General features: G+C 70.6%; 17 protein-coding genes. 6 read left to right on the top strand and 11 right to left on the bottom strand.

Annotation, left to right across the window (positions count from 1 at the left end):
* Window positions 1-2: 2 nt before the first annotated feature.
* Entirely contained in the window at window positions 3-1,226 is a 1,224-nt protein-coding gene (locus ACFZ8E_RS08620) for a DUF1972 domain-containing protein (RefSeq protein ID WP_405042601.1), read from the bottom strand.
* 223 nt (window positions 1,227-1,449) lie between these two features.
* On the opposite strand from ACFZ8E_RS08620, the gene ACFZ8E_RS08615 reads away from it, so the two are divergent.
* From ACFZ8E_RS08615 to ACFZ8E_RS08605, 3 genes are all read left to right on the top strand, one after another.
* The gene (locus ACFZ8E_RS08615) at window positions 1,450-2,610 is read left to right on the top strand and encodes a glycosyltransferase (protein ID WP_405042600.1); all 1,161 of its coding nucleotides are present in this window, start codon (window positions 1,450-1,452) and stop codon (window positions 2,608-2,610) included.
* Between the two features lie 388 nt (window positions 2,611-2,998).
* Complete coding sequence (locus ACFZ8E_RS08610) at window positions 2,999-3,994, top strand: sterol desaturase family protein (RefSeq protein WP_405042599.1); 996 nt, start codon at window positions 2,999-3,001, stop codon at window positions 3,992-3,994.
* Complete coding sequence (locus ACFZ8E_RS08605; RefSeq protein ID WP_405042598.1) at window positions 3,991-5,118, top strand: GNAT family N-acetyltransferase; 1,128 nt, start codon at window positions 3,991-3,993, stop codon at window positions 5,116-5,118. Before ACFZ8E_RS08610 ends, ACFZ8E_RS08605 begins: the two co-directional genes overlap by 4 nt.
* A 21-nt stretch (window positions 5,119-5,139) precedes the next feature.
* Here ACFZ8E_RS08605 and ACFZ8E_RS08600 read toward each other — a convergent pair whose 3' ends face one another.
* Together ACFZ8E_RS08600 and ACFZ8E_RS08595 are read right to left on the bottom strand one after the other, a co-directional pair.
* Window positions 5,140-6,450: a hypothetical protein gene (locus ACFZ8E_RS08600; RefSeq protein ID WP_147858165.1), complete on the bottom strand. Its 1,311-nt coding sequence runs from the start codon at window positions 6,448-6,450 to the stop codon at window positions 5,140-5,142.
* 253 nt (window positions 6,451-6,703) lie between these two features.
* Window positions 6,704-6,877 (bottom strand): hypothetical protein, encoded by a 174-nt coding sequence (locus tag ACFZ8E_RS08595; RefSeq protein ID WP_243933309.1) that lies wholly within the window; start codon window positions 6,875-6,877, stop codon window positions 6,704-6,706.
* A gap of 52 nt (window positions 6,878-6,929) precedes the next feature.
* Between ACFZ8E_RS08595 and glp the strand changes: the two genes are divergently transcribed.
* Together glp and ACFZ8E_RS08585 are read left to right on the top strand one after the other, a co-directional pair.
* Window positions 6,930-8,180 (top strand): gephyrin-like molybdotransferase Glp, encoded by a 1,251-nt coding sequence (glp, locus tag ACFZ8E_RS08590; RefSeq protein ID WP_405042597.1) that lies wholly within the window; start codon window positions 6,930-6,932, stop codon window positions 8,178-8,180.
* Window positions 8,181-8,290: 110 nt separating this feature from the next.
* Window positions 8,291-9,565 (top strand): efflux RND transporter periplasmic adaptor subunit, encoded by a 1,275-nt coding sequence (locus tag ACFZ8E_RS08585; RefSeq protein WP_405042596.1) that lies wholly within the window; start codon window positions 8,291-8,293, stop codon window positions 9,563-9,565.
* 6 nt (window positions 9,566-9,571) lie between these two features.
* On the opposite strand, the gene ACFZ8E_RS08580 is transcribed toward ACFZ8E_RS08585, so the two are convergent.
* Window positions 9,572-9,961, bottom strand: coding sequence for a plastocyanin (locus ACFZ8E_RS08580; protein ID WP_313898921.1), 390 nt, complete (start codon window positions 9,959-9,961; stop codon window positions 9,572-9,574).
* A 280-nt stretch (window positions 9,962-10,241) separates the two neighbouring features.
* Between ACFZ8E_RS08580 and ACFZ8E_RS08575 the strand changes: the two genes are divergently transcribed.
* Window positions 10,242-13,064 (top strand): EAL domain-containing protein, encoded by a 2,823-nt coding sequence (locus ACFZ8E_RS08575; RefSeq protein WP_405042595.1) that lies wholly within the window; start codon window positions 10,242-10,244, stop codon window positions 13,062-13,064.
* Window positions 13,065-13,123: 59 nt separating this feature from the next.
* Here the strand turns inward: ACFZ8E_RS08575 and ACFZ8E_RS08570 are convergent, their stop codons facing one another.
* From ACFZ8E_RS08570 to ACFZ8E_RS08540, 7 genes are all read right to left on the bottom strand, one after another.
* Window positions 13,124-14,506 (bottom strand): class II 3-deoxy-7-phosphoheptulonate synthase, encoded by a 1,383-nt coding sequence (locus ACFZ8E_RS08570; RefSeq protein WP_147727864.1) that lies wholly within the window; start codon window positions 14,504-14,506, stop codon window positions 13,124-13,126.
* A 155-nt stretch (window positions 14,507-14,661) separates the two neighbouring features.
* A complete protein-coding gene (locus ACFZ8E_RS08565; protein ID WP_147842866.1) occupies window positions 14,662-15,030 on the bottom strand; it encodes an RNA polymerase sigma factor region1.1 domain-containing protein in 369 nt (122 codons plus the stop codon).
* Between the two features lie 55 nt (window positions 15,031-15,085).
* Window positions 15,086-16,471, bottom strand: a complete 1,386-nt coding sequence (gor, locus tag ACFZ8E_RS08560) for a glutathione-disulfide reductase (protein WP_405042594.1) — start codon at window positions 16,469-16,471, stop codon at window positions 15,086-15,088.
* Window positions 16,468-17,655 carry an O-antigen ligase family protein gene (locus ACFZ8E_RS08555; RefSeq protein ID WP_147858168.1) on the bottom strand — a complete coding sequence of 396 codons (1,188 nt, stop codon included), beginning with the start codon at window positions 17,653-17,655 and terminating at the stop codon, window positions 16,468-16,470. The genes gor and ACFZ8E_RS08555 overlap by 4 nt, the downstream gene beginning before the upstream one ends.
* Before the next feature lie 79 nt (window positions 17,656-17,734).
* Window positions 17,735-18,307, bottom strand: a complete 573-nt coding sequence (locus tag ACFZ8E_RS08550) for a DUF2059 domain-containing protein (protein ID WP_405042593.1) — start codon at window positions 18,305-18,307, stop codon at window positions 17,735-17,737.
* 83 nt (window positions 18,308-18,390) lie between these two features.
* Window positions 18,391-19,104: a ribose-5-phosphate isomerase RpiA gene (gene rpiA, locus ACFZ8E_RS08545; RefSeq protein ID WP_405042592.1), complete on the bottom strand. Its 714-nt coding sequence runs from the start codon at window positions 19,102-19,104 to the stop codon at window positions 18,391-18,393.
* 166 nt (window positions 19,105-19,270) lie between these two features.
* Window positions 19,271-19,735: a hypothetical protein gene (locus ACFZ8E_RS08540; protein ID WP_147842870.1), complete on the bottom strand. Its 465-nt coding sequence runs from the start codon at window positions 19,733-19,735 to the stop codon at window positions 19,271-19,273.
* Between the last annotated feature and the right edge of the window lie 168 nt (window positions 19,736-19,903).

The following is a 19,903-nucleotide window of genomic DNA, read 5'->3' as shown; positions in this document are numbered from 1 at the left end:
CGTCAGGCGACCGGATCCGCCGCGGCGCCGGCCGTCCGGCGGAGCGGCAGGCCGCCCGCACCCGGGCGCATCGCCGGCGCATCGTCCGTGATCGGCTCGGACATCGGCGGATATCCGCCGAGCCGGCGCGCCTCGCGCTCGTAGGCGGCCAGGATGTCGTTCCACGAAAAGGCGGCGGACCTCCGCCGGGCCGCCGCACGGGCGGCCGCGACGGCCGCGTCGTCGCCGAGAACGGTCTCGATCGCCCGCTCGCATCCGTCCACGTCGGAGAAGTAGAACTGGCCGTCGCCCGCAGTGCCGCGATTGAAGGCGTTGTCGTGCGCGATCACCGCATTGCCGGCCCACAGGGCCTCGACCAGCGAAGGGTTGGTGCCGCCGACCGTGTGCCCGTGCAGGTAGGCGCGGGCATGGTGGCGCAGCGCCTGGACCGTCTCGGCCTCGTAGATCGCGCCTGGGAACACCACGCCCTCCCCTGCCGCTCGCCGCAACGCCCGGTGGTAGGCGTTGCTCGGGTCGAACGTGCCGAGCACCACCAGCTTGGCAGAGCGCGGCTTCCTTGAGAACGCCTCGACGAAGGCCAGCACGTTGTTGTCGGGCTCGATCCGCGCGATCGAGACGAGGAATCGATCGGGTTCGAGCCCGAGCGCCCGGATCGGCGCTTCCTTCGGCGCGCGGATCGGGTCGCCGCCGTAGGGGATCGTCGCGATCGTCCGGCGCGGACGGCGGGTCGCGAGATGGTCGGCGATCGTCGGGTGGTCGGCGATCAGCCGGTGCGAGCTCCAGGCCGCGATCCACTCGCTCACCCAGAAGAACGCCCGCACCGCCAAGGACCATTTCGGGCGCCGCCACTCGATGCCGTCCATGTTGGTCAGGATCTTGGCACCGCGCAGCCTGAGATACGGCAGGAAGATCGCCCCGTTGTAGCCGAGCACGAGGCAGACGCCGCCGCGCGTCACCGCGTCGTGTGCGCAGAACGCGTCGAAGGCCAACGTCGCCGCCGGGCCGGTCGCAGCGACCTCCACGGTGATCAGCTCGATCCCCCGCCACATCGTGGTGGAGACGCGCCGCCCGACCCGCTCGACATCCCGCTCGCAGTAGACGCCGACGCGCCAGCCGCGCGCGGCGAGATGCAGCGCGAGCCGTTCCGCGAACGTCTCGAACCCGCCATGCGACGCAGGGATGCCGCGCGTCCCAAGAATTAGGAGCGCCGGCGCAAGATCCCGCATACGCGAACCCCTTCCGATTTCAGTCAACTTCCGGTATGCGAGAAGACTTACTAACGAAGCGTCTCCGGAATACAACCATTAGTTGTTGTATCAGTGGTTAATTCAACTTATGCGTGCTGATCCAATACTTCGGACCGGATATTCTTTCACGGACGGGAATGTTCGGGCGCCGGGCGGGTTCCTCGCCGCGCGGGACGGACGCGCCGTCCGCCGCATCACCTGCGTGCATCAGGGCTACGAGCTCTACGGATCGGATCGCAGCTTCTGCGAGACGGTGCGGACGATCCGCGAGGCCTATCCGCAGGCCTGGATCGACGTGGTGCTGCCCAAGGCCGGCCCGATCGTCGCGATGCTGGAGGACGCCGCGTCGCGGATCGTGATCGAGCCGATCTGGGTGCTGCGCCGGCGCAACCTGCTGCGGCTGGCGACGCTCGGCATGGCGGCCCTGCCCTTCGCCGTCGCCTGCGCGCTCCGGCGCATCCGGGCCAGCGATCTCGTCTACGTGAACACCACCGTCGTGGCAGACTACCTGCTGGCCGCGCGGCTCCTGCCCGGCCGAACCGTCGTCCATGTCCATGAGATTCCGGAGGGGGCGACCCTGACGGTGCTGCGCAACCTGATCCGCTGGAGCCGGGCGAACATCATCTTCAACTCGCGGGCGACGCAGGCCGCCTTCGCGATGCCGAAGGATGCGACCGCGCGCGTGGTCTACAACGGCATCGCCGGCCCGGCCGTGCCCAACACCGCGCGCTACGACGGCAGCCGTCCGCTGCGCCTGCTGATGCTCGGCCGGATCAGCCGCATCAAGGGCCAGGAGGTCCTGGTCGAGGCGATCCGGCGGCTGCCGGAGGCGATCCGGTCGCGCATCGAGCTGAAGATCGTCGGCAGCGCCTTCGAGGACGACGCCCGCGAGGCGGCGCTGGCCGCACAGGTCGCCGAGGCCGGACTGTCGGGGCAGGTCACCTGCTCGCCGTTCGTCGCCGACCCCGCTTCGCTCTACCGCTGGGCGGACGTGGTCACGGTGCCGTCGCAGCTGCCGGAGTCGCTCGGACGCGTCGCGATCGAGGCATTGGCCTACGGCATCCCGCCGTTGGTCTCCGGCATCGGCGGCCTCACCGAGATCGTCGAGGATCGCGCGACCGGATGGGTCGTGCCCCCCGGCAACGTCGAGGCCTTGTCGCGGGCGCTCGCCGAGATCGTCACCCGCCCGGATCTGTGGACGGGGTATCCGGCGGCGGCGCGCGCCCGCTACGAGCGCATCTTCGACGAGAAGCTCGCGGCCGAGGGGATCGCGGCGATGCTGCGCCTGACCTTCCAGGGCGAGCCCGCCCGTGTGCCCGGCACCCGCACGCCGGCGAACGCCCCGTCGAACTCCGCCGGCTGACGGGGGCGGTCCGCCCGACCGCCGGACCTGCGAAGCCCGCCGGCATCGGCCCTCTTGTGCGTGCTCTGCGCAACGCTCCGTTAGCCAAGACCGAAGCCGGTCGCCGGCATGCTCGACCCGGCCCGGAACCGGTTTCGAAACGAAGTCTTGACGATACGGTCGAGCTTACAGCCTCCGGTGATCGCTTCGTAAGTATTCTCCTGCGATCGTTTCGGCGGACGTTGTTCCATCGTTCGACCGCACGCGGTATTGCTGTTCCTCATCCACTGCACATCGCGCCTGCGGTTGCCACACTCACACGATCTCGCCGGATCGCGTTCGCGCTCCGGTCTTCCGTGCTTCGACCCGCTTTCGGCCCCATGGCCGGCACGGGCATGAGAGATGGGATATGATCAGCACCTTCATCGAGCAGATCCTCGATCGGATCTCGGCCGCCAACCTCCTCGCCGCCGGCCTCCTGCTCGCGACCGCCCTCGGTTGCGCCGTGATCGCCTATTGGCGGACCGTCGAGGAGAAGTCCTTCGCAGAGTTCTTCGAGTTCCTGCTGCCGCACGAGGTGATCACCCACCCGTCCGCGCGCGCCGACCTGCTGTTCTACATCACCCGCAAGGCGATCATGCCGTTCCTGCTGATCCCGGCGGGCGTGACCTTCGTCGTCGCGGTCGGCTACGGGACCAACAAGATCGTCGGCACGATGTTCGGCATCGATGCGCCGCTGATGGGCGGGTCGCCGGGCCCGATCACGGTGATCGTCTTCACCGTAACCATGCTGCTCGCCTACGACATCTCCTACTACCTGTATCACACCGCCCAGCACCGGTTCCCGTTCCTGTGGGAGCTGCACAAGGTCCACCACTCGGCCGAGGTGATGGTCGGCATCACCAAGGATCGCGTCCACCCGCTCGACGAGCTGATGAACCGCGCCTGGGACGGCGTCATCCCCGGCATCTGCTTCGGGTTGTGGACCTTGATCGCACTCAACCCGGTGGAGGTCACGGTGTTCGGCGTCAACGTCTACATCATGCGCAACATCCTGATGATGGATTTCGTCCGGCACACGCACTTCAAGATCTCGTTCGGCAAGCTCAACAACCTGATCCTGTGCCCGCACTGGCACCAGCTGCACCACAGCACCAACCCGCGCCACTACGACAAGAACTTCGGGCTGCTGTTCTCGTTCTGGGATCGGGTCTTCGGAACCCTGTGCGTTCCCGAGCCGAACGAGAGCTTCAAGTTCGGCCTCGTCGACCGCGACGTGCGCGACTACCAGTCGCTGAACGGCCTCTACATCCTGCCGCTCAAGAAGATGTGGCGGGTCGTCAAGCGCCGCTTGAAGCCGCGTCGCGCCGCCCCGATCCAGGCCCGGGAAGGGTCGCGGCCGTGAGCTCGGAGCGTTTCGAGATCGTCCGCACGGGCGATCGGCTCGCCGAGGTCGGCCCGGCCTGGACCGCCCTGTGGCGTGAGTCCGGTGCACTGGTGTTCCAGAGCCAGGCCTGGATCGCCGCATGGTGGGCGACGGTGCCGGATCGGGAGCGGCGCGCCTTGCAGATCGTGCTGGCCTGGCGCGGCGACGCCCTGGTCGCGGTGCTGCCGATGGCGACCTGCCGGCGGAAGGGGCTGCGCCTGCTCGAATGGGCGGCCAAGGACCACACCGATTACGGCGACGCCCTCCTGGCCGGCGACGATCCCGGGTTCGTGCGGCAGATGTGGGCGCATCTCTCCGCCGCCGGCGGGTTCGACCTGGTCTACCTGAACCGCCTGCTTCCGGGTGCGAAGGCACGGGCGCTGCTCGATCCGAGCCAGGCGGCCGGCGTGCGCCTGCGGCCGAACCATCGCAGCGATGTCAGCTTCCGCGTCGCCGGCGATTGGCCGACGGGCGAGGCCTGGGTCGCGGCGCAATCGAAGAAGACCCGTCAGAATTATCGCCGCGGCCAGAAGTTCATCGGCGAATCCGGTCCGTTGCGCTTCCGCCTGCTGCCGCCCGACGCGCCGATGGAGCCGGTGCTGCTGCGGCTCGCCGACCTGAAGCGCAAGTGGCTCGCCGGCAACCAGCTCGAATCGAACCTCTACGACGAGGGGTCGCCCGCGCTCTCCGCCCTGGTGCGGGTGCTGGCCGAGACCGGCCTGCTGCGCGCCTTCGTGCTCGAATGCGACGGCGTCATCGTCGCGGTGTCGATCAACTTCGTCCAGGCCGGCACGATGATGGCCTTCGTCACCACCTACGATCCGGCGTTCGAGCGCGGCTCGCCCGGCATGGTGCTGATGATGGATTACATCCAGTGGTCGATCGACCAGGGGCTGCACACCGTCGACTTCCTCTGCGGGGCCGAGGCGTTCAAGAGCCGCTTCGCCACCACCAGCGTCACGCTCGACGCCTTCATGGGCCGCAGGACGCTGCCGGGCGCCGCCGCGATGATGCTCGATTCCTGGAACCTCGTGGTCCGCGACATGCGCCGCCGCAGCGGCACGCCGCCGCCGCAGGTTGCAGCGGCGAGCGAAGCCGCCTGAACCCGGAACGCCGGCGTCCGTTCAGGCGGCGGCCGCCGGTGCCGACGTGCCGGCCGCGAAGCGGTCGGCGGCCTCGCGCACCCGCCCGTCGGGATGGCGGGACCGGTCGCGGAACGCCTTCGCCGACCACAACGCGGTGACGCATTCCGACACCGCGAGGCCGATCAGCGCGAAGGGCGGCGCCAGGGTGAGCAGCAGCGGCACCATGATCAGGAAGCCGATGCCGGCGCTGACCAGGGCGCCTGCGGCGATCACCCGGAACGCGGCGGACGCTTCGAGGAACGCCCGCGGGATGGCGTAGAGCAGCGCGATCGTCACCACGCACCAGACGCCGAAACCGATCGCGGCCATCGGCTCGCTTGCGAAGCGCCCGTTGAACAGGTGCCGCTCGATGATCGGCAGCGCCGTCCACATCGCGACCCCGTAGGCGAGGCAGGCGAGGCCGATCAGGGCCGTGCTGCGCACGACGAGGCGCCGCGCCTCGCGCCGGCGGCCCGCGGCGAGCAACGCCGAGATCTCCGGCAGGACCATGTTGTTGAGGGCGTTGGTCGGGATCCGCAGCGGCGCGAACAGCACCAAAGTCGCGGCGATCGGCGCATAGGCCGCGGGCCCGGCCAGCAGCGCGAACAGCAGCGTCAGCCCCTGGCCCTGGACAGTCGTGCCGGTGACGCCCAGCAGCGACCAGGCCAGCGTGCGCCAGATCTCCAGGTAGCGCCGCCGCACGCTGGCACGGAACGAGACCCGGACCGGTCGCCCGATCGCCGCCAACGCCACGGCGATCCCGGCCGCGTGCGCGGCCGCGATGCCGAGGAAGGCGTGCTCGAGCAGGGCGTCGTCGCCGGCATGGAGGAAGACGACGAGCGCCAGCCCGCAGGCCGAATAGACCATGTCGCTCGCGCCCGCGACCCAGGGTGCGCGGCGCGCCAGCAGCACGATCCGCAGGTAGCTGCGGAAGGCGTAGAGCCCGACGAAGGCGCCGCCGGCGAGCGCCGTGACCCCGAGCACCGGCGCGAGCCCGACCGACACAGCGGCGGCCATCAGCAGCGCGACGGCGGTCGCTCCGGAGCCGAACACCATGTCGTGGCCGCGTTCCGCCGGGCGGCCGAAACTGCGCGCGAGAAAGAGCGTCGCCGGCACTGCGACGAGGGCCCGGATATACGTGACGCCGACGGCGCCGATCGTGAACACGATCGCGAACAGGCCGTACCCGTGGGCGCCGAGCTCCCGCACGAGCACGATGTTCAGGACGAAGTGGAACAGGCTCTGGATCAGTTCGCCGGACAGGATCACGGCGAAGCGCCGACCGAAGCGTCCGATCTTCGGAAGCCTCATGCGCCGCGTCCCCGACGGTCGGAGAGCGCGCGGCACCGTGCAGCAATCACGCGCGCGACGCCAGTCCGTATCTGAATGTTTCCGTGTCCGGCCATGATATCGATCTGACGAGGTGAAGGTGTCTTCGAGACGAACGATCGCCCGGTGCGATATCCGAATCGACGAATGATCACGCGTTTGCCTAGGACGAATCTCGCATATCTTTTTGCAACGCACCATGCGGTCGCGGGTTACGTAGATCGTCGCCGGCCGACTACGCATGCGGATCGTCCTGCCCGCGAAACGTCATGCGCCCGGCTCGCGGTTCCCCTACGTCGGGAACGCCGTTTGGTTTCAGCGGGGCTTGATCGGCCGGCCGCGATGCCGCAAGCCCGACACCCATCGATCCATCGGCCGCCCGTGACGCCTCGCGCAGCACCTGCTTCATCCGCACGATCCGGTTCGGCACCGCCAGAGGGGCGGCACGGGCGCGGCGCACGATGACGCGCCTCAGCGACGACTGCTTCGATCCGTCGGTGCCGGTGATGACCGTCGCCGAGGCGACGGCGATGATCCTGTCGCGGCTCCCCGTGGTGGCCGGCGTGGAATCCGTTCCGCTGTCGCAGGCCGACGGGCGCATCGCCGCCGAGGATGTTTCGGCGGCGATCGACGTCCCGCCCTTCGACAATTCGGCGGTCGACGGTTACGCGGTGCGCTTCTCCGACCTGTCCGAGACCGGATCGACGCTGCTGCCGGTCCGCGGGCGCCTGCCGGCCGGCGCCGCGCCGTCGGCGCTTTCCGCGCGCGCCGCCGACCGGATCTTCACCGGCGCGGCGATGCCGGATGGTGCCGACACGGTGGTCATGCAGGAGGACGTCGAGGTCACGCCCGCGGGCGTCGTGCTGCCGTCCGGCATCGTCCGCGGCGCCAATCGTCGCCCGGCGGGCGAGGACATCGCGCGAGGCAGCGTCGCGATCCCCGCCGGCCGTCGGCTGCGACCGCAGGATCTGGCGCTCGCCGCCGCGATCGGACGCGACGCCATTCCCGTGCGGCGGGCGTTGCGCGTCGCGGTGTTCTCCACGGGAAACGAGCTGACGGAGCCCGGCGGCGCGCGCGCGGCGTCCGGCATCCACGACAGCAACCGCGTGATGCTGATCGCGCTGCTGCGGCGGCTCGGGGCCGATGCCCGCGACCTCGGCATCCTACGCGACGACCCGGATGTGCTCGCCGCACGCCTGCGCGAGGCGGCGCAGGGGCACGACCTGATCCTCACCTCGGGCGGCGTCTCGGTCGGCGAGGAGGATCACGTGAAGAACGCGGTCGCCGCCGCGGGATCGCTCGCGTTCTGGCGGCTGGCGATCAAGCCCGGACGCCCGGTCGCCATGGGGGTGGTCGCCGGCACGCCGTTCGTCGGGTTGCCCGGCAATCCGGTCGCGGCCTTCGTCACCCTCGCCTTCGTCGTCCGGCCGCTTCTCGATCGCCTCGGCGGCGCGGTCCATACGGAGCCCAGGGGCATGCCCGTGCGGGCCGCCTTCGCGCTGTCGCGAAAGCCGGGTCGGCGCGAGTTCCTGCGCGTCTGCGTGCATCGAGCCGCCGACGGGGCCTGCGAGGCGACGCTGTTCCCGCGACGCGGCTCGGGCACCATCACCTCGCTCACCGGCAGCGACGGCTTCGCCGACGTGCCCGACCATCTCGGCCGGATCGATCCGGGAGACGTTCTGGCATTCCACGCCTTTGCCGCGATGTGGTGACGGCGTGATCGTCGGCGATGCGGCACCGCAACCGCTAGGCTCCAAGCGCGATGCCGGCTATCGTCGAGGTCGCATCGGCATCGTTGCTGCCGGTTGAAGGCGAGCGCATCATGAAGCCCCACGCCGCGGTCAGCGACGTTCCCCCGCCGCCGGGCAAGCGCCCGTTCGTCCTCGTCGGCCTGGTGGCGGCCGGCCTGTTCGGTTGGGGCGGCTACGGGCACTGGAAGCAGGCCGCCGCCGCCACGGAGACGCAGCGCAAGGTGCGGGAGACCGTGCCGGCCGTGCGCGTCGCCGCGGTCGAGCGCAGCGACAAGCCGGTCGACCTGACCCTGCCCGGCGATACCCAGGCCTTCGCCCGCGCCGCGATCTTCGCCCGCGCGACCGGCTACATCGCCGAGCGCCGCGTCGACATCGGGTCGCGCGTCAAGGCCGGCGACATCCTGCTGCGGATCGCGGCGCCCGAGCTCGACCAGCAGCTCGCTCAGGCCGAGGCGCAGGCCGGGCAGATGCGGGCGCAATTGCTTCAGGCGAAGGCGCAGGTCGACCAGGCGCGCGCCAACGTCAATCTCGCCAACCTCACCAACAACCGCACCTCGACGCTGGCGACGCAGGGCTGGGCCTCGCGCCAGAACGCGGACAACTCGCAGGCGGGCGTGCTGAGCCAGGGCGCCTCCCTCGCGGCCGCGGAAGCCGGGGTGAAGGTCGCCGAGGCCAACATCAAGGCGCAGGACGCGACCGTCGACCGCCTCAAGGCGCTCACCAGCTTCAAGGACGTGGTCGCCCCCTTCGACGGGGTCGTCACCACCCGCAGCGTCGACGTCGGCGACCTGGTCAAGGCCGACGGCAGCGGCACGGCGCTGCTCGGCATGGATCGCGACGACATCCTGCGCATCAGCGTGAACGTGCCGCAGAACGCGGCGATCGGCGTTAGGAAGGGCGTCGTCGCCACGATCAAGGTGCCGCAGATTCCGGACCGCACCTTCTCGGGCCGGGTCGAGCGCAGCTCGGTGGCGCTGCTGACCGCGTCGCGCACCCTGACGACGGAAGTCGACGTGCCGAACCCCGACGGGACGCTGCGCGCCGGCCTCTACGTCTACGTGACCCTGCAGATTCCGCGTCCTGAGCCGGCGGTGATCGTTCCCGCCGAGGGCCTGGTGTTCAACCAGGCGGGCACCCAGGTCGTGGTCGTCGGAGACGACGACCGGGCCGAGTGGCGCTCGGTGCATATCCGGCGCGATTTCGGGACGACGATCGAGATCGACCAGGGCCTGACCGGGCAGGAGCGGATCGTGCTCGGGCCGCCGGCCGACCTTCGCGACGGCCAGCGGATCAAGCGCGATGGCGGCCCTGGCGAGGCCAAGCCGGTCCAGGCGGCGGCGCGCTGAGGGCCCTCAGTTCACCCGGACGATGAGCTTCATCTTCGGGTGGATACCGCACAGCACGAGGAAGGTGCCGTTCTTCTCGAACGTCACCGGCGTGCGGCTGCCCGGGACCTGATCGCCGGAATCGAAGTTGAAGGCGTCCGACTCGATGTAGATGTGGTGGAGCAGGTCGCTGTCGTCGTTGACGATGGTGATCGTGTCGCCGCGGGTGACGACGAGGCTGTTGGGCTGGAACGCCCGGCCCTTCTGCGACACGAGGTGACCGCTCGCTTCCAGCCGGCCGACGAAGGCCATGCCTGCCAGAACGCCCGCGACCAGCGCCGCCGCCGTGCCGGCGACGGAGCGTGGGGCCGAGCGTGGGCTCGCGCGGCCGATCACCGATTCCCTGAGGTTGGGCATGGCGTCCTCGAAGATAACGCCTCATGGTTGCGCGGCCGTGGTTAAGATTCTGCTGATGTCGACGGCGGCTTTCGCGTGCTCCACAACGTAACTGCAGCGTTGCATCGGGCTTCGGTGCGATCCTCGGTGCCCGATCCAGCCGCCGATACGCGGTGCACCGGCTAATGGCGCCTTAACATTTCGCATTTAACTTGGCCGAGCGCGGGCAGAAAGAAGTTACGTCTCGATGCGATGGAATGGGACCGGACCGAATAGGAGGCCACGCTCGGCAACGAGCGGGATGCCGCGCATGGTGGATGCGCGGGTGACCATCCGTGGCCGGATCCTCCTGGCGTTCCTGACCATGAGCCTGATCACCGGCGCGCTCGGTCTCTACGCGATCCGGGGCCTTCAGGATGCGGGCGAGCTCGTCAACCGCACCTACGACGAATCGCTAATGTCGATCAATTACGCGCGGGCCGCGGCAGCGGACTTCGCCAAGATGCGCTCCGCCTTCGCCCGGCGCATGGTGACCGGCGATCCGGCGGCCGCCTCCAAGCTCGATGCCGAGATCAACGAGCTCGCCGCGACGCTCTCCGACGACCTCGGGATCGCCGTCGAGCGCTCGCAATCCGACCGTGTGATCCGTTCGGCCAAGGCCGTCCAGGAGGGCGTGGAGCTCTGGGAGTCGATGCGCCACGGCCTCGACGGATCGACCGGCAAGAGCGCCGCCTGGGACGCCCTCGACCGCCAGGCCGGCATCGTCGACGGGCAGATCGAGCTTTTGGTCAACTATACCGCCGGCGACGGTTTCGTCTTCCGCCAGACCGCCCGGACCGTCGTCGCGCAGGAGATCCGCTTCAACGTGATCGCGATGGCGGTGGCGCTGATCCTGTCCGGCTTCGTCGCCTACCTGCTGAACCGCCGGATCATCGGCCCGCTCGCCTCGGCCTCGGCGGTCGCAGAGCGGATCGCGGCCGGCCGCCTCGACGACGCGGTGCCGACCGGCGGCCGCGACGAGCTGGGTGCGCTCCTGCGGGCCATGGCGACCATGCGCGACAACATCCAGGCGATGATGGAGCGCGAGGTCAGCCAGCGCCGCTCCGCCGAGGCACTGCTGGCCGACGCGCTCCAAAGCTCGCGCGAAGGCGTCGTGGTCGTCGACGCCCACGGGCGGATCGCTCTGGCCAACGCCCAGGCGCTGGAGTTCTTCAGCGGCCTGCGCTCGGCCGTCGAGGTCGGATCGTCGGTGATCGCGCTCGCCAACGGCGAGATCGACGCGCCGGCCCCGATGATCGACTGCGCGCGGACCCTGTCGTGCGATGGCGAGGTCCTGCTCGCCGACGGCCGCTGGTTGCGCGTCAGCCGCAGCGCCACGCAGGAGGGCGGGTTCGTCGCCGTGTGCAGCGACATCAGCGTCCTGAAGGAGCAGGAGGCCGGGCTCACGCAGACGAACCTGCGCCTCGACGCGGCGCTCGACAACATGAGCCAGGGCCTGTGCCTGTACGATGCCGACCACCGCCTGATGGTGGTGAACCGGCGCTACGCCGAGATCTACAACCTGCCGCCCGGTTCGGTCGTGCCGGGCATGTCGGCCGAAGCGGTGCTCCAATGCAGCCTCGGCGCCGGCCACCATCCGGGCTCGACCCTCGCCGATATGCTGCGCGAGGCCGCCTGCATCTTCGGGACGAGCCGCCAGCGCACCCATTTCCAGGAACTCGCCAACGGCCGGGTCGTCGCCATCGAGCAGCGGATGACCGCCGATGGTGGCTTCGTCGCGACCTACGACGACGTGACCGAGCGGCGCCAGGCCGAGGCGCGGATCGCCTATCTCGCCCACCACGACACCCTCACCGGCCTGCCGAACCGGATCCTGTTCAGCGAGCAGGTCGACGCCGCGATCGCGCAGGCCGGGCGCGGCACCGGCTTTGCCGTGTTCTGCCTCGATCTCGACGATTTCCGGCCGGTGAACGACACCCTCGGCCACGTGGTCGGCGACGAGCTGCTGCAGGCCGCGGCCAACCGGATCGGCGCCTGCATCCGCGAGATCGACAGCTGCGCCCGCCTCGGCAGCGACGAGTTCGCGATCCTGCAGCGCGGGATCGACACCGCCGAGGATGCCGCCGTGCTCGCCCGCCGCCTCGTAGAGGTGCTGGGCGCGCCCTTCGTCCTGTCGAGCCACACGGTGACCCTCGGCGTCACCCTCGGGATCACCCTGGCGCCGTACGACGGCACGAGCTGCGAGAAGCTCCTGATGAACGCCGACGTCGCGCTGGCGCGGTCGAAGGTCGACGCCCGCGGATCGTTCCGGTTCTTCGAGCCGGAGATGGATGCGCGCCTGCAGGCACGCCGGCTGTTCGAGGTCGACCTGCGCGAGGCGGTCGCCAACGAAGCCTTCGAGGTCCACTACCAGCCGATCTACTGCCTCAACGCCGACCGGATCTGCGGCTTCGAGGCGCTGCTGCGCTGGAACCACCCGGTGCGCGGATGGGTGTCGCCGGTCGAGTTCATCCCCGTCGCCGAGGAGCTCGGCCTGATCGTGCCGCTGGGCGAATGGGTGCTGCACCGCGCCTGCGAGGAGGCCGCCCGCTGGCCCGAGGGCCTGAAGGTCGCCGTGAACGTCTCGGCGGTGCAATTCACCTCCGCGAGCCTGATCACCGCCGTGCGCGAGGCCCTGCAGCGCACCGGCCTGCCCGGCCAGCACCTCGAATTGGAGATCACCGAATCGGTGCTGGTCGCCAACCCCGGCGCGACGACGGCGATCCTGCACAATCTCAAGATGCTCGGCGCCCGCGTCTCGATGGACGATTTCGGCACCGGCTACTCGAGCTTGAGCTACCTGCGCAGCTTCCCCTTCGACAAGATCAAGATCGACCAATCCTTCGTGCGTGACCTGTGCGCCGAGAACGGGACCGAGTTCATCGTCCGTGCGGTGATCGGCCTGGGCGCCAGCCTGCGGATGACCACGACGGCCGAGGGCGTCGAGACCGAGGCGCAGCTATCCAAGCTGCGAGCCGAGGGCTGCGACGAGGTCCAGGGCTACCTGTTCAGCCGACCGGTTCCCTCGGTCGAGCTGCCCGCCCTGATCACCCGTTGGAACGGCGCGGCGCGGGCGATCGCCTGATCCACGCCGCCCGGTTCGGCCGACGTGGATTCGATCGGTCGAGTCGCGGACCGGCGGTCCTACTCCGCCGCGTCGAGGCGCGGGCGTTCGATCACCGTCCGGCCGCGCTTGACCAGCTCGGCCGTGCGGAACGCCACTTCCAGGGCCTGCTCCGCGTTGAGGCGCGGGTCGCAGTAGGTGTGGTAGCGATCCTGGAGGTCGTCGGCCGTCAGCGCGCGGGCGCCGCCCGTGCATTCGGTCACGTCCTTGCCGGTCATCTCCAGGTGGATGCCGCCCGGGATGGTGCCTTCGGCGGAATGGACGCCGAAGAAGCCCTCGATCTCCTGCATCACCCGCTCGAACGGGCGCGTCTTGTAGCGGCCGGCCGAGATCGTGTTGCCGTGCATCGGATCGCAGACCCACACGACGCTGCGCCCCTCGCGCTCGATCGCGCGAACCAGGCGCGGAAGATGCTCGCCGACCTTGTCCGCCCCGAACCGGCAGATCAGGCTGAGCCGACCGGCCTCGTTGCCGGGATTCAGCTTGTCGACGAGCCGGATCAGGCCGTCGGCCTCCATCGACGGCCCGCACTTCAGGCCGATCGGGTTGCAGATGCCTCGGGCGTACTCGACGTGGGCGTGATCGGGCTGGCGCGTCCGGTCGCCGATCCACAGCATGTGGCCCGACGTGGCGTACCAATCGCCGGTCGTCGAATCGACGCGGGTCATCGCCTCCTCGTAGCCGAGCAGCAGCGCCTCGTGGCTGGTATAGAAGTCGGTGGTCCGCACCTCCTGGTGCGTCTCGGGATTGATCCCGATGGCGCGCATGAAGTCGAGCGCCTCCGTCATCCGCTCGGCGACGTCGGCGTAGCGGGACGATTGCGGGCTGTCCTTGACGAAGCCCAGCATCCAGCGGTGCGAGTTCTCGAGGTTGGCGTAGCCACCGGTCGCGAAGGCGCGCAGCAGGTTGAGCGTCGCCGCCGACTGCCGGTACGCCTCGAGCTGCCGGCGCGGGTCCGGGATGCGCGCCTCGTCCGTGAAGGTCAGGCCGTTGACGATATCGCCGCGGTAGCTCGGCAGGCTCACGCCGTCGAGCGTCTCGGTCGGCGAGGAGCGCGGCTTGGCGAACTGCCCAGCGATGCGCCCGACCTTCACCACCGGCGACGCGCCGGCGAAGGTCAGCACCAGTGCCATCTGCAGGAACACGCGGAAGAAATCGCGGATGTTGTCGGCCGAATGCTCGTCGAAGCTCTCGGCGCAATCGCCGCCCTGAAGCAGGAAGGCCTGCCCGGTGGAGACACGCGCGAGCGCCGTCTTGAGCTTGCGCGCCTCGCCGGCGAAGACCAGGGGCGGGAAGCTCGCGAGCTGGGCCTCGACCGCTTCGAGGGCGGCCGGATCCGGATAGGCCGGCACCTGCTGAATCGGCAGGTCACGCCATGTCTTCGGTGTCCAACGCTCGCCCATCACACAACTCCCCCGCACCGTGCGGCGATCTTTCCTCCACGCCGAATCCTGGCGCGAAGCGCGGCTTATAGAGTGCTTTTTTCCGGGGAGCGAGATGAGGCCGGCGCAGGCCAGGGCGGATCGGGGGTCAGGTCCCGTATCCGCCTCCGCGAAGATCAGCCTTCGCCGTCCTCGACCTCGATGCCGTGCTCGGCCAGGATCCAGAAGATCGCTTCCAGGTCCTCCGCCGAGACGTCCCGGGGCGGAAGCGCCTCCTCCAGGTCCTCGTAGGTCAGGCAGCGGCTGCGCCGGGCCGCCGCCTTCGTCAGCAGCGCCTCGATCGCGCCCTGGATGTCGGGCGCCAGCGCGTCCCGGCTCGGCAGGGTGGTGGTGAAGGCTGGCCGGAGCGCGTCGGCCAGGAGGCCGTCGATCACGCGCTGACGCCGCGCCTGCGCGTCGCCGGCCGTCGGCACCGGCTCGGCCGGGCCGGCCTTGCCCGGCTCGCGCTTGCCGGGGTCTTTCTTGCCGGAGTCTTTCTTGCCCATCGATCGGATATGGCTCGTGAAACCGCGCCGTCGAGACCCGGCGCGACCGGGATCGTCAGCCGACGGCGACGGGATGCTTGGTCACCTGCGGGACCCGCATGGTGACCAGTTCCTCGGACGCGGTCGGGTGCACCGCGATGGTGCAGTCGAAATCGGCCTTCGTCGCGCCCATGGTCACCGCGATGCCGACCGCCTGGATGATCTCGCCGGCATCGTGCCCGAAGATGTGGACGCCCACGACCTTGTCGCTGGCGCAGTCGACCAGCACCTTCATCAGGATCTTCTCGTCGCGTCCCGACAGCGTCGCCTTCATCGGCCGGAAGCTCGCCTTGAACACGTCGATCTTGCCGAAGATCGCGCGGGCGGTGTCCTCGTTGTGGCCGACGACGCCGATCTCCGGGGTCGAGAACACCGCGGTCGGGATCAGGCGGTGGTCGACGCAGGCCGGCTTCTCGCCGAACACCGTGTCGGCGAAGGCGTGGCCCTCGCGGATCGCGATCGGCGTGAGGTTGGCGCGATTGGTGACGTCGCCGACCGCGTAGATGGAGGGCACCGCGGTCCGCGAGTAGGCGTCGACCGGGATCGCGCCGGCGGCGTCGGTCTCGATCCCAACGCGGTCGAGGCCGAGCCCGCCGACGTTCGGGCGCCGGCCGGTCGCGATCAGCACCTGGTCGACCGTGATCGTCTCGCCGTCGTCCAGCGTCGCGGCGATCCCGCCCGCGACGCGCTCGAGCTTCGCGAGGGTGCGCCCGAGCTTGAGCGACATCCGCCTGGCGTAGGCTTCGCCGAGCGCGTCGCGGATCTCGTCGTCGAAGCCGCGCAGCAGCCTGTCGCCGCGATGGAGCAGCGTCGTCCGGCTGCCCAGGGCCGCGAACACGCCGGCGAACTCGACGGCGATGTAGCCGCCGCCGATCACCAGGATGCGCTCGGGCAGCGTCTCCAGCTCGAACACCTCGTTCGAGGTGATCGCCAGCTCGGCGCCCGGCACCGCCGGTTCCTTCACCGGATGGGCGCCGACCGCCACCAGGATCACCTTGGCGGTCACGCGCGCGCCGCTGCCGACGAGGCGGATCGTGTGCGCGTCCTCGATCACGGCGCGCTCCGGCACCACCGTGACCCCGGCGCGGATCAGGTTGGCGTCGTAGATCCCTTCGAGCCGGGTCACCTCGGCGTCGCGCCTCCGCTTCAGGACGCTCCAGTCGAAGCGCGGTGCCTCGACGGTCCAGCCGAACCCGGCGGCGTCCTCGAATTCGTCGGCGAAGCGACCGGCATAGACCATCAGCTTCTTCGGCACGCAGCCGCGGATCACGCAGGTGCCGCCGACGCGGTACTCTTCCGCCATGGTCACGCGGGCGCCGTAGCCGGCCGCGATCCGCGCGGCGCGAACGCCGCCCGAGCCGCCGCCGATGACGAACAGGTCGACGTCGTAGGTGTCGGTCATGACGGGGTCCGATCGGGCGCGGCCGAGGGCCGGGGAAGGGGTGCCTGCGCGGTGCGGTGCCCGGCATCGCGCAGCCAGGTGATGGCAGCGCCGAGGCCGGCGGTCCACCACGCCGCCCAGGTGTTGTGCTCGACCAAGGCGATGGCCGCCGCCGCCGCGATCAGGGCGAGCGCCGTCGCGCGCTCGGCCGAATCCGAACCCGCAACCGGCGCGAGCATCAGCATCGAGACGGCCGCCACGAGCACGGCGCCGACGACGCCGAGCTCGGCCCAGACCTGAAGGAACGCGTTGTGCGGATGGCCGACCGCCAGAAGCGTGCGCATCTCGGGATCGAGGCGTTGGGCCACCGGCGTCTCGGCGAAGCGGGCGGAGGTGCCGAAGCCCGCCCCGACCCACGGATCCGCCGCGACCGCGGCGCCGAAGCTGCGGGCGATGGCGACGCGGGCGCGCGACGAGGAATGCACCAGCCGCTCGTGCGCGGCCTCCGGCATGAAGCGATCGAGCAGGTCGCCCTCCACCGGCGCCAGCGCCACCGCGAGGCCAAGGCTCAGCCCGGCCACGCCGACGGCGAGCCGGCCCGGCACGAGCCGCGCGAGGGCGAACATCGCCCCGCCGGCGATCAGCCCCATGGCGGCGGCTCCGCTCACCGAGCGCAGGATGCCGAGGGCCGCGAAGGCCAAGGCGACGAGGGCGAGAACCCGCCGGCCCTGCCGCCACAGCACCAGGGCGAGCGGGCCGGCGACGACGGCGAGGGTCAGCGCCGGGCGGTTGTAGACGAATTCCGCCACCCGCTGACCGAGCGCGCGCTGCAGCGGCAGGCCGGTGGCGAGGCCGACGGCGATGGTCAGCCCGGCGAGCACCACCATCGCCGCCGCGAGCGGAGCCGCGAAGGCCGGGATGCGCCCCGGCGCGAGGCGGACGAGGAGGTAGGCAGCGACGAGCGTCGGCAGGAACTCGCCGGCCATCCGCAGCGACAGCGCGGGGAACGGCGTCCAGGCCAGGGTGAGCGCGCACCAGGCGAGGAACGCCAGCGCGGCGAGGCCGACCGGCGTCGCGAGCGGCGGGACGAGGCGGCGCGGGACCGCGCCGGCATCCTCGACGCAGCGCCCGGCCAGGAACAGCACGGCCGCGATGGCGACGACGAGGGGGCTCGACCGGTTGGCCAGCGCCATCGCCAGGGGCATCACGGCGAGCGCGACGGCGCCCGCTGCATAAAGACGTCGGGACGGGGACACGGGCCGGCCGCGCGGTCGATTCGTGTGCCTACTGGAGCTGGTGCCCGCGCTTGCCCATCTCGGCGCGCACGCGGACCATGACGTATTCCGAGACTTCCTGGGTCCAGGTCTGCATCGCCTGCACCATCTCGTCGAGGATCTGAGGCTGGGTCTCGACGTAGCGCTTGCCGGCGGGCGAGCGGAAGAAGGCCGCGATGTCCTGCAGCTCGGCTTCGCTCAGCTTGTTCGCGTAGATTCGCGCCGCGGTGTCGATGATGCGCTGCTTCTGCAGCTCCATCTCGGGGTTGAGGCCCTGCAGCACCTCGTCGAGGTCCTTGCTCAGCTCGGGGCGGGTGACGGTCTGCTGCTTGATCTGCTCGGCGAAGGCCGGAATGATCGAGTCGAACGAGCGCGCGATGCCGGAATTGAGCATCACCTCGCGGGCGAGCGCGAGATGGTTGGCGCCGATCGTCGGGGCGCCGCGCGTGGCCGGGGCGGCGGGCGCGGCCGGCGTCGCGGCGGGCTTCTGAGGCGCAGCCTTCTGGGCCTGGGCGAGGCCGGGCGCAGCGGCGACTAGGGCCGCGACCAGCACGGGGAAGAGGCGGCGGGAGAGGACGGGCATTCCGGGCATTCCTGAAGCGAGGGGAAGAGCCGGCGCCGGCATCCGAGGCCGTCGCCGGGGCGCCGTCGGGCGCGCTGATGCAGCTATGCGAGGCTGCCGATCACGGTAATCTCGGCCTGCCCGTCGCGGTCCTCGGCGAGGATGGCCGCGGTGGCGATCCCGAGGAACAGGCCGTGCTCGACCACGCCCGGCACCGACCAGAGCAGCGCCGACAGCCGCTCGGGATCGGCGATCCGCCCGAGGCGCGCGTCGAGGATGTGATGGCCGCCGTCGGTCGTGAGCGGCGCGCCGCCGGGGGCCATGCGCAGCGCGACCGCACCCGTGCAGCCGGCGCGCGCGATCGCCGCCTCGACGGCGCGCCGGGTCGCCGTGAGGCCGAAGACGTTGACCTCGATCGGCAGCGGGAAGGCGCCGAGCGTCCCGACGCGCTTGGCGGCATCGGCGATCACCACCATGCGGCGGCTGGCGCAGGCGACGATCTTCTCGCGCAGCAGCGCCGCGCCGCCGCCCTTGATCAGCCGGAGATCGGCATCGACCTCGTCGGCCCCGTCGATCGTCAGGTCGAGCTCGGGCAGTTCCTCCAGCGTCGCGAGGCGGATGCCTTCCCGCGTCGCCGCCGCGTGGGTCGCCTCGGAGGTCGGGACGCCGACGACGTCGAGGCCGTCGCGAACCTGCGCGCCGAGCAACGCGACGAAGGCCGCCGCCGTCGATCCGGTGCCGAGGCCGAGCCGCATTCCGGGCTCGACGAGATCGAGGGCGCGGGCGGCGGCCGCGCGGCGCAGGTCCGGGCCGCTCACGACGACGTCCCGCCGTCGGGTCTCACGAAAGGATGCATGCGCAGGGTGCCGGTCCGTCCCGTTGGGATGCGGCACGCCCTAGCATGGCCGCCGTCGCGCCGGGAAGCCGCGGTACCGGCCGAGACCGGTATTCGGATGACGATCCCCCCGGTGGGATCAGGCTTCGTCAGAACCGGCTGCCGCCCTGCGGCGGCGTCGCGCTCGCGCCGGCCCGGCCCGGGACGCTGCCGACGAGCGGCGCCTCGGCGGCCCCCTCGGCCGACGGGTTGGTCTGCTGGGTGCAGACGACCTGCTCCTTCTTCACCAGCACGAAGCAGATGCTCATCTCGCCGGTGCGGTAGTTCACGCGGAACACGCCCGCCTCCCGGGTGTGGCGCGTCGCCACGAGCCCGTATTCCGACGGGGGCTGCGCACCGGCGCCCTCGCCGGCCGCGAAGCAGACCGTGAGGCCGATGCCGCCGGCGCCTTCCTGCAAGCCGTACTGGCACGAGGTGACCTCGCCGGTGACCTTGTCGACCCGATACATGCGGTTGAGGTCGGCCTGGGGCGCCGGAACGAACTCGAACGAGGCGGCGGCGGCGACACCCGGCGCGAGCAGGCCGAGGCCGAGGGCGAGCAGAGGGAGTTTCATGGGGGGTCCCGGAGGGTGTGACGCCCCTCCTTTCGAGGGGGTTTCGGGCAAGTGTGGGGCGCTGCACGCCGTCTCGCGCACGACGCGCACGGTTTCGAAACCTGCCCGCAACCTTGCCCCGCCGCGGGCGGCCGGCTAGCGAGGGCCCCTCCCCCCGCCGCCCCGGAA

The organism is Methylobacterium sp. HMF5984 (assembly GCF_045033435.1).
Lineage (GTDB): Bacteria > Pseudomonadota > Alphaproteobacteria > Rhizobiales > Beijerinckiaceae > Methylobacterium.
Note: the sequence above shows the minus strand (reverse complement) of the source record. Positions and strands in the feature narration are given on the sequence as shown.